Annotated in this window: 7 protein-coding genes; 2 read left to right on the forward strand and 5 right to left on the reverse strand. The window is 66.3% G+C overall.

All coding sequences use genetic code 11. The features are described 5' to 3' along the window. Both Q0C64_RS12545 and Q0C64_RS12550 read left to right on the forward strand, forming a co-directional pair. Positions 1-2,056: NAD-glutamate dehydrogenase domain-containing protein (locus tag Q0C64_RS12545; protein WP_294124179.1), on the forward strand; the 2,056-nt coding region annotated here is incomplete at its 5' end. Then, positions 2,056-2,904, forward strand: a complete 849-nt coding sequence (locus Q0C64_RS12550; protein ID WP_294124180.1) for a hypothetical protein — start codon at positions 2,056-2,058, stop codon at positions 2,902-2,904. The genes Q0C64_RS12545 and Q0C64_RS12550, both read left to right, overlap by 1 nt. Here Q0C64_RS12550 and Q0C64_RS12555 read toward each other — a convergent pair. From Q0C64_RS12555 to Q0C64_RS12575, 5 genes are all read right to left on the reverse strand, one after another. Beyond that, positions 2,866-3,111, reverse strand: coding sequence for a ribbon-helix-helix domain-containing protein (locus Q0C64_RS12555; RefSeq protein WP_294124181.1), 246 nt, complete (start codon positions 3,109-3,111; stop codon positions 2,866-2,868). The two genes, Q0C64_RS12550 and Q0C64_RS12555, sit on opposite strands and share 39 nt — an antisense overlap. A 132-nt stretch (positions 3,112-3,243) precedes the next feature. Then, a complete protein-coding gene (phbB, locus tag Q0C64_RS12560) occupies positions 3,244-3,966 on the reverse strand; it encodes an acetoacetyl-CoA reductase (protein WP_294124182.1) in 723 nt (240 codons plus the stop codon). Positions 3,967-3,998: 32 nt separating this feature from the next. After that, positions 3,999-4,985 (reverse strand): ferrochelatase, encoded by a 987-nt coding sequence (gene hemH / locus Q0C64_RS12565; protein WP_294124183.1) that lies wholly within the window; start codon positions 4,983-4,985, stop codon positions 3,999-4,001. Continuing rightward, positions 4,982-7,108 carry a molybdopterin cofactor-binding domain-containing protein gene (locus Q0C64_RS12570; RefSeq protein ID WP_294124184.1) on the reverse strand — a complete coding sequence of 709 codons (2,127 nt, stop codon included), beginning with the start codon at positions 7,106-7,108 and terminating at the stop codon, positions 4,982-4,984. Before Q0C64_RS12570 ends, hemH begins: the two co-directional genes overlap by 4 nt. Positions 7,109-7,111: 3 nt before the next feature. After that, positions 7,112-8,782, reverse strand: a complete 1,671-nt coding sequence (locus Q0C64_RS12575; RefSeq protein ID WP_294124185.1) for a class I adenylate-forming enzyme family protein — start codon at positions 8,780-8,782, stop codon at positions 7,112-7,114. Between the last annotated feature and the right edge of the window lie 30 nt (positions 8,783-8,812).

An 8,812-nucleotide genomic window follows, 5' to 3' on the forward strand; every position in this document is an offset into this window, starting at 1 on the left:
CTTCTCCGACGTTGCCAATGCCATCGCCCTCGACCGCAATTTCTGGCTCGGCGACGCGTTCGCCAGCGGCGGATCGAACGGATACGACCATAAGGCGATGGGCATCACCGCCAAGGGCGCCTGGATCTCGGTCCAGCGGCACTTCCTGGAAATGGGCGTCGATGTCCAAAGCGAGCCGGTCCGGGTGGTCGGCTGCGGCGACATGTCGGGCGACGTGTTCGGCAACGGCATGTTGCTGTCGAAGGCATTGAAGCTGGTCGCGGCGTTCGACCACCGCCACATCTTCATCGACCCCGATCCCGACCCGGCCAAAAGCTGGAAGGAACGCGACCGGATGTTCAACCTGCCGCGCTCCAGCTGGGACGATTATGACCGCAAGGCGATGTCGAAGGGCGGCATGATCGTCCCGCGCAGCCAGAAGTCGATCGACCTCACCAGGGAAGCGCGCGAGGCGCTGGGGATCGAGGCGGCCACGGTCGACCCGATCACGCTGATTTCGGCGATCCTCAAATCGCCGGTCGACCTGATCTGGTTCGGCGGCATCGGCACCTACATCAAGGCGTCGCACCAGACCAATGCCCAGGTCGGCGATCCGGCCAATGACGCGCTGCGCGTGGACGCCAACGAGATTCGCGCCAAGGTCATCGGCGAGGGCGCCAATCTGGCGATCAACCAGGCGGCGCGGATCGAATTCGCCACGCTCGGCGGGCGGATCAACACCGACTTCATCGACAATTCGGCCGGCGTCGATTGCTCGGACAATGAGGTCAACATCAAGATCCCGCTGAACCGGGAGATGCGCAACGGCCAGCTGGCCGAGGCGGCACGCAACAAGCTGCTCGCCAGCATGACCGACGAAGTGTCGGAGCTGGTGCTGGAGGACAACCGCCTGCAATCGATTGCGCTGTCGATCGCGGAATCGCGCGGCACCGCAGGCATTCCGGGCTTTGTCCGGACGATCGAAATGCTCGAAGCCTCGGGCCGGCTCGACCGCAAGGTAGAGGGGCTGGACAGCAGCGACGTGCTGCTCCGCCGCGGCCATGAAGGCCGCGGCCTGACGCGGCCCGAGCTGGCGGTCATCCTGTCGATGTCGAAGATGGCGCTGCAGGATGCGGCCGAAGAGCTGAAGCTGGCCGACGATCCGACGATGGAAGCCGAGCTGATGGCCGCCTTCCCCGAGCCGATGCAGAAGAAGCATGCCAATGCCATTCGCGCGCACCGGCTGCGTCATCAGATCATCGCCACCAAGGTCGCCAACCGGTTCGTCAACCGCCTGGGCCCGAGCCTGCCGCTCGACATGACCGAGGAGGAAGGCGTTGGCCTGCCGCAGGTCGTCGCCGCCTATCTCGTCGCCGAACGGTTGCTCGACCTCAAGAGCCTGTGGGCCAAGATCGAGCAGGCCAAGATCGCCGAGACGGCGCGCATCAGGCTGTTCGCCTTGGCCGCCCGATTTGTCCGGTCGCACATCGGCGACGTGATCCGCGCCGGTGCCGGCGGGACAAACATCAGGGAAACCGTCGAATTATTGAAGCCGGGCCTGGACAAGGTCGCGGCCAAGACGGCCGGCCTGATTCGCGCCGAAGTTAGGGGCGAAGCCGCAGCTCGCCGTACCCAGCTCGAGGAGCTGGGCGCGGGCAAGGAGATCACCGACCGACTAGTGAAGCTTTATGAAATGGACGGCATCTTCGGCATTGCCGCGCTCGGTGCCCGCAGGAGCCTCGATGAGCTGGCCGTTACCCGGGCCTATACCAGGCTCGGCGAAGTGCTCGGCCTCGACTGGGCCCAGCAGCAGGTCCAGCGCTATATGCCTACCGACAATTGGGAACGCCTGCTGTCCGCCGGACTGATGCGCGATTTCGAGCAGGTTCGCATCGACTTCCTCAGCCGGGTGCGGAGCGAAGAGCCCGACGAGAGTGTCGAGCGCTGGGTCGAGCGCAATCCCAAGCGCATTGCCCAGTTCAAGGCGCTGGTCGACCGAGCCAAGCTGGTCGGATCGGTGTCGCCGGCGATGCTGGCGCAAATCGCCAGTCAGGCGCGCATCCTGCTGTCCCGTTAGTGCGCGCCGCCATCCTGACGCCCGCTCCCGATTTCTGGGAGGAGTGGCTCTGGGCCTATGACGTCGAGGCCGAGGCGCTGATGCGCGGCGGAATCGACGTGGAGCCGCGGCCCTGGACCGACCCGGGCGAGCTGGGCGAATTCGATGTTGTCATGCCGCTGGTCGCCTGGGGCTATCATGCCGATCCGGAGCGCTGGCATGCGCTGCTGGATCGGCTGGAGTCAGAGGGCAGACGAGTCCTGAACCCCATACCGCTGCTTCGCTGGAACAGCGACAAGCGCTACCTGGCCGAGCTTGGCCGCAAGGGCATCGCCGTCATCCCGACCCGCATCGCCGAGCAGCTCGACGAGGTCGCGCTGGCCGAAGCACGGGCCGAATATGGTCCGGAGCTGGTGATCAAGCCGCCGGTATCGGCTTCGGCTGACGGCACACACCGACTCACGGGCTCCGACCCGCTGCCCGAGGAATCGCGCGGCCGGGCAATGATGATCCAGCCATTCCTTCGCTCGGTGGCCGAGGAAGGCGAGTATTCGATCATGTTCTTCGGCGGCGAATATAGCCACGCCGTCGTCAAGCGGCCCAGGGCCGGCGACTATCGGGTGCAGCCGCACCTGGGCGGAAGTGAAGTCGCTTGCGCCCCGCCGCCCGGGTCCATCGAACTGGCAGCGGCCGTGCTCGGCGCCGCCCCCGCCGAGGCGGCCTATGCCAGGGTCGACATGATCCGCGACGCGTCGGGCGCACTTGCGGTGATCGAACTGGAGCTGATCGAGCCGTCGCTGTGGCTCCAACACGCCCCCGATGGCGGCGTGTCATTCGTCGCGGCGATCAGGAAGCGCGCGCAAGAATAACCACTGGCGGATGGCCGAAGTGAGGTTGGGGGCGCGGCCGGGCGGGTCCAGCCGCTCGACGTCGATCCGGGCGATCAAGGCGTTGACCGGCAGCCCCTCATCCTTCGCCGCATGCTCCAGCGCCTGCCAGAACATCGGCTCCAGGCTGATCGAGGTCTCATGGCCGGCAATGGTCACCGACCGCTTGGTTGGGGAACCCAGGTTCATCGCTCTTCCCATTCCGGCGCGGAGTGAATCCGCGCCGTCAGTCCTCGCTGCGCGAGGCTGGCCGGAACTCGCCTGCTCTTCACGTAGCTCACGCGTCGCTTCGCACCGGCTTCGCTACGTTCGGAGCCTCGTTCAATACATGTGCTGCCCGCCGTTGATCGACAGCGTCGACCCGGTGACGAAGCCGGCATTCTCGTCGACCAGGAAAGCAACTCCGCGGGCGATCTCGTCGGCCTTGCCGAGGCGGTTGACCGGGATTTTCGCAATGATCTTGGCCAATACCTCTTCGGGGACGGCCGCGACCATGTCGGTGTCGATATAGCCTGGCGCGATGGCATTGACGGTGACGTTGTTGCGCGCGCCTTCCTGCGCCAGCGCCTTGGTGAAACCATGGATGCCGGACTTGGCCGCGGCATAGTTGACCTGGCCGTACTGACCGGCCTGGCCGTTGATCGAGCCGATGTTGACGATCCGCCCGTAGCTACGCGACTGCATGCCTTCGAACACCGCCTTGGCCATGTTGAAGCAACCGCCAAGGTTGGTGTCGATCACGTCCTGCCATTTCTGGTGGTCCATCCGCTTCATCGTCGTGTCGCGGGTGATGCCGGCGTTGTTGACCAGCACGTCGATCGGCCCAAGCTCGGCCTCGACCTGCGCAACACCCCGTTGGCACGCCTCGAAGTCGGCAACGTCCCATTTGTAGGCGAGAATGCCGGTACGGTCGCTGAATGCGCGCGCCCGGTCGTCATTGCCGGCGTAGTTGGCGGCGACCTTCATGCCCAAGTCCTTGAGGGCGACGCTGATCGCCTCGCCGATGCCTCGCGTCCCGCCGGTTACGATCGCCACTCGCGCCATGACTCTCTCCTGCTCTTTGTTATTGGTTTGCGTTAGGCCGGAGGCCACCATCCGGCAAGTTCGCGCCTGATCAGCGCATCGAGCATCGCCATCCCCTCGTCGCTGTCATTGAGGCAATCGAGGCGGGCGAAATGCGTTCCGCCAGCCTGGGTGAAGGTTTCCCGGCCGCGGATGCCGAGCTCCTCCAGCGTCTCCAGACAGTCGGCTGAAAAGCCGGGCGCGGCGATGGCGATCCGCTTGATCCCCTGCGCCGGATAGGATGCGAGTACGACTTCGGTCGCGGGCTGCAGCCAGCGCGCGCGCCCGAAGCGGGACTGGAAGGCAACGTCGATCGGCAGCTCGAAACGTTCGGCGAGCAGCTCCGCGGTTCGCTTGCATTGGTCGTAGTAAGGGTCGCCGAGGGTTCGCGTTCGCTCCGGCATGCCGTGGAAGCTGAGCAGCAGCCGTTCCGGCTCGAAATCCAGCGCGGCAAGCTGCCGGTCGATGCTGGCCTTCAGCGCGCCGATATAGAGCGGGTCGTCGTAGTAAGGCGGCAGCGTCCGGATCGCCGGCTGGGCGCGCATCCTTCCGAGCTCAAGCGTAACCGCATCCATCGCCGACGCGGTCGTCGCCGCGCAATATTGGGGATAGAGCGGCGCGACCAGGATTCGGCTGAAGCCATGGTCGAACATTTTCGACAGCGCATAGCCGATCGAGGCATCGCCGTAGCGCATCGCCAGACCGACGCAGAGCGCGTCGCCGTAACGCTGGCGCAGCGCTTCGGCCTGCCGCTTGGAAATGGCCATCAGGGGCGACCCGTCTTCGGTCCAGATCTCCCGATAGGCACGGGCCGATTTGGCCGGGCGGGTGCGCAGGATCACGCCGTAGAGCACCGGCTTCCAGATACTCGGCGAAATCTCGACCACGCGCGGGTCGGACAGGAATTCGGCGAGATACCGCCGGACGGCGCTCGGTTCCGGCGCATCGGGCGTGCCGAGGTTGGTCAGCAGCACCGCAACATCGCTGGGAGTCGAAGTCATGGCGCTGCCATCGGGTCGAACGGCAGGTTACGCAAGCGCCGGCCGGTACCGGCGGCGATGGCATTGGCCACCGCAGGAGCGAGCACCGCCATGCCGAGGCCGCTGACGCCGCCGGGCTCGTCGTTGCTCTGGATGAGCTCGATCTCGATTTTGGGCACGTCGCGCAGTCGTTCGTAACCGGCGCGCATCGGCACGGCGCGCGGCATGCCGGCGACGAACTCTGGCGCCGGGATGGTTGCGGCAGCCAGCGCCGCGAGCAGGCCGCCTTCAATCTGTTGCCGGACCAGGTTGGGGTTGACGATGCGGCCGGCGTCGACCGCCGCCACCAACCGCGACACCTTGATCGCCTGGTCAGCGCCGATCGTCGCTTCGGTCAGCAGGCCGATGTGCGAACCGCAGAGCGAGGCACAGGCGAGCCCCATGCTGCTGCCCGGGGCGCCGCCGTCCCACCCACCGATCGCCGCGGCGGTGCTGATTGCCTGGGCGAGGCGCGGTGATCCGCCCAGCTGGCCGATGCGGAAGGCCAGCGGCTCGGCATGGAGGGCGCGGGCAAGTTCGTCGACAAAGCTTTCGGTGGCGAAGGCCATCATCGCCTCATCGCCGCCGCGCATATAGCCGGTGCGAATCGGCAGCTCGGCGTCAACCGCGGAAATCCTGATATTGGCGATGCCGTAAGGCGGCGTGGCGCCGTGCGGAGCGAACGACGGCGGCTGCTTGCCCTGCGCCCGTGCCAGCGATGCTTCCAGGCCGGGCATTCCGGCCACGCGCGCGCTCCAGGCGGCGATGGTTCCATTGGGGGCGGGGAGCGCGGCCAGCTTGGCCATCATCGGTGGCCTGACGGAGTCCTGGTTCTGGGCGGTGGCCGGCGGAAGTGACAGGCTGACCGGGCGTTTGACGTGACGCGCCAGTTCAACCGCCATTTCGATTGCCCGCGTGTCGAAGGCGCTGCCCGAGCCGTCACCGACCGGCATCGCATAAAGCGCGACATCTTTCTCGGATATTCCCGCTGCCTTGGCGGCGGCAGCGCGCGCCAGATCTGGAATCTGCGTGCCTGCCCAGATTTCGAGCCGGTCGCCGGTGAAACGGGCCACTGCGGCAGGCGCTTCCATCGAATGGTGAGGAACTGGCGCCAGCGAATAGGTCGCGGCGAGCGGCCGGCTGTCCTCGGTGGCGCCCTCATAATCGCCTCGCTCGAACAGCCGCGTCGAATCGCCGCCGGCAAGGGCCTCCCCCAGAATTCCCATGACGTCGCCGGTCGCGGGACCGGTGAAGCGCGGCAAGGCGCGGGCCAGCGCTTGATCGGCCGCCCACCATGTTTCGCCCAGAGCAGCCAGCCATTCGTCGCGTGCCACCAGGTCGATCAGGCCCGGTTGTCCCTTGGCTGCTGCGCGCGAGAATCCGGTCAGCCGGCCGCCCGGAGGAGCCATCCGCACCGACGCGAGGATCATCCGCGGCAGCCGGACATCTCCGGCGAAGCGCAGCGTTCCGTCCGATTTCGCCGGCAGGTCGAGCCGGGGCAGCGGCTCGCCGGCCAGCTTGCCGCTGCCAGCTGCGCGAAGTTGCGCCATGTCGGGCGGCACTATCGCCGACGCCTCGGCGGCGATTTCGCCGAACGCCAGCCTTTTGCCTTCATGAGTCACGAAGCCGCCATCGGTATCGCATTCGGCGGCGCTGACGCTCCATTTTGCCGCAGCGGCGGCGCACAGCATCGCGCGCGCGATTGCCGCACTTTCGCGCAGGGGCTGCTCAAACGCCCTGACCGAGCTCGATCCGGCGGTAATTCGCGATGTCACGCCATAATCATGGGCGATCAGCCGATTGGCATAGGCGTCGAAATGGGGCGCGGGTTCGACCGCCATGCTCTCCCACGCCGCGCCCAGTTCGTCGGCCGCGATCTGCGCCAGTCCGGTCCAGATCCCCTGACCGGTCTCGACCTGCGGCGCGGCCAGGGTCACGCGCCCGTCGACCCCGATCTTGAGGAAGGCGCCAAACACCGCCTCGCGACGGCCGGGCCGAAGCGGACTGCCTTCGCGTCGCGGCCAGGCGAAGAAGGCGACGATCAGGCCGGCGCCCGCGCCGCCACCGATCAACAGGGTACGGCGGTCGACCGCGGGCCCAGCCATCGGCTAGCCGAGATATTGCTGCTTGAGCAGGACCCGGTCGATCTTGCCGGTTCCGAGCCGCGGCAGCGGATTGTCGGAAAAGACCATGCGCGCCGGGATCTTGAAAGCAGCGAGGCGGGTCATGAGGAATTCCCTAAGTTCCTCTTCGCTGATGCTGCTGCCTTCGCGTCGATGAAGGATCGCCATCGGTACCTCGCCGAGCCGTTCGTCGGGCGCACCGAACACTGCCGCCTCGGCAATGCCTTCGGCGCAGTAGAGCGCCGCCTCCACTTCGGCCGCGGAGATATTCTCGCCGCCGCGAAGGATGATGTCCTTTTTCCGGTCGACGATGAACAGATAGCCGTCCTCGTCGAGGTAGCCGATGTCACCGGACTTGAAATAGCCGTCGGCGGTGAACGCCGCGGCGGTCGCCTCCGGGTTACCCCAATAGCATTTGATGTTCGCGGCCGATCTGATGGCGATCTCGCCGCGCTCCTTGGCCGGCAGGTGGCGATCGGAATCGCCAAGAATGACCAGGTCGACGAACGGCGCATGCATCCGCCCGGTCGACGCTGGCTTGGCGGCATAGTTGGTCCAGAAATTGCCGCAGCCGACGGCGTTGGTCTCGGTGAGGCCATAGCCCAGCGCCGGCTGCGCTTCGGGGAATGCGCGGCGCAGCCGCTCGACATGGGCGACCGGCCGTGGCGCACCGCCCGCGGCAATGTCGGTCAACGTCGACAGGTCGTAATTGCCGCGGTCCGGGTGGTTCATCAATTCGAGGCTCATCGTCGGAACGCCGACGAAATAGGTGATCCGTTCTTTCTCGATCAGCCTGAGCGCCTCCGCCGCATCCCATTTGGGCATCAGCACCATGCTGCGCGAAATGACGAAGCTGTTGAGCAGCACAGGGACTTCGCCGGTGACGTGGAACAGCGGCACGACGACCAGGGTCTTGAGCGGGTTGACCGGCGGGCGGCCTTCCGATTCGAGAATATCGCGCAGCACCATCAGCGCGGTGGCATAGGCATAGACCGCCGTGGTCACCGCGCGGTGGGTCGACAGCGCGCCCTTGGCCACGCCGGTCGAGCCCGATGTGTAGAGAATGGTTGCATCGTCGTCGGCCGAGACTTCGGGAAGTTGGATCTCGTCGGACCCGCTGGCGATCAGGTCGGCGAGGGCCTGTTCCGCCGGCTGTTCAATTTCGATTGTCTCGATAATGCAGGTCGCGCAGGTTTCGGCTATTAGCTTGGCGCGCGGCGCATCGGCCAGGACCAGCTTGGTATCGACCAGCTGCAGGGCATGCTCCAGCTCATGGGGCTGCCACCAGCCGTTGAGCAGGGTCGCTACGGCGCCGGCCTTGAGCGCTGCCATGTATGACAGGATCCAGGCGGGGCAGTTGCGCATGGCGATGCCAACGCGATCGCCCTTGTTGATGCCGCGCGCGACCAGGCCGCGCGCCAGCCGGTCCGAAATCTCGTCGAGCTGGGCAAAGGTAAGCCGCTCGTCGCCGGCAATGACCGCTTCGACGGTCGCGTTGAGGGCGCAAAAGGCCTTGAAAAACAGCGGCAGCGTCGCCGGGAAATTGGTGACGATCGCCCGGCCCTGCTCGTCCTTGTCGAGGATTACGCGACCGCCCGGGCCGGTGACCGCGGCGATGCCCGCGTCATAGCTCCGGTCAAGGTCGGTCAAGGCCATCCGTCACTCCTTGGCGTTTCTCGTTGCTCA

The organism is Sphingomonas sp., assembly GCF_023266535.1.
In the GTDB taxonomy this organism is placed as follows: Bacteria; Pseudomonadota; Alphaproteobacteria; order Sphingomonadales; family Sphingomonadaceae; genus Sphingomicrobium.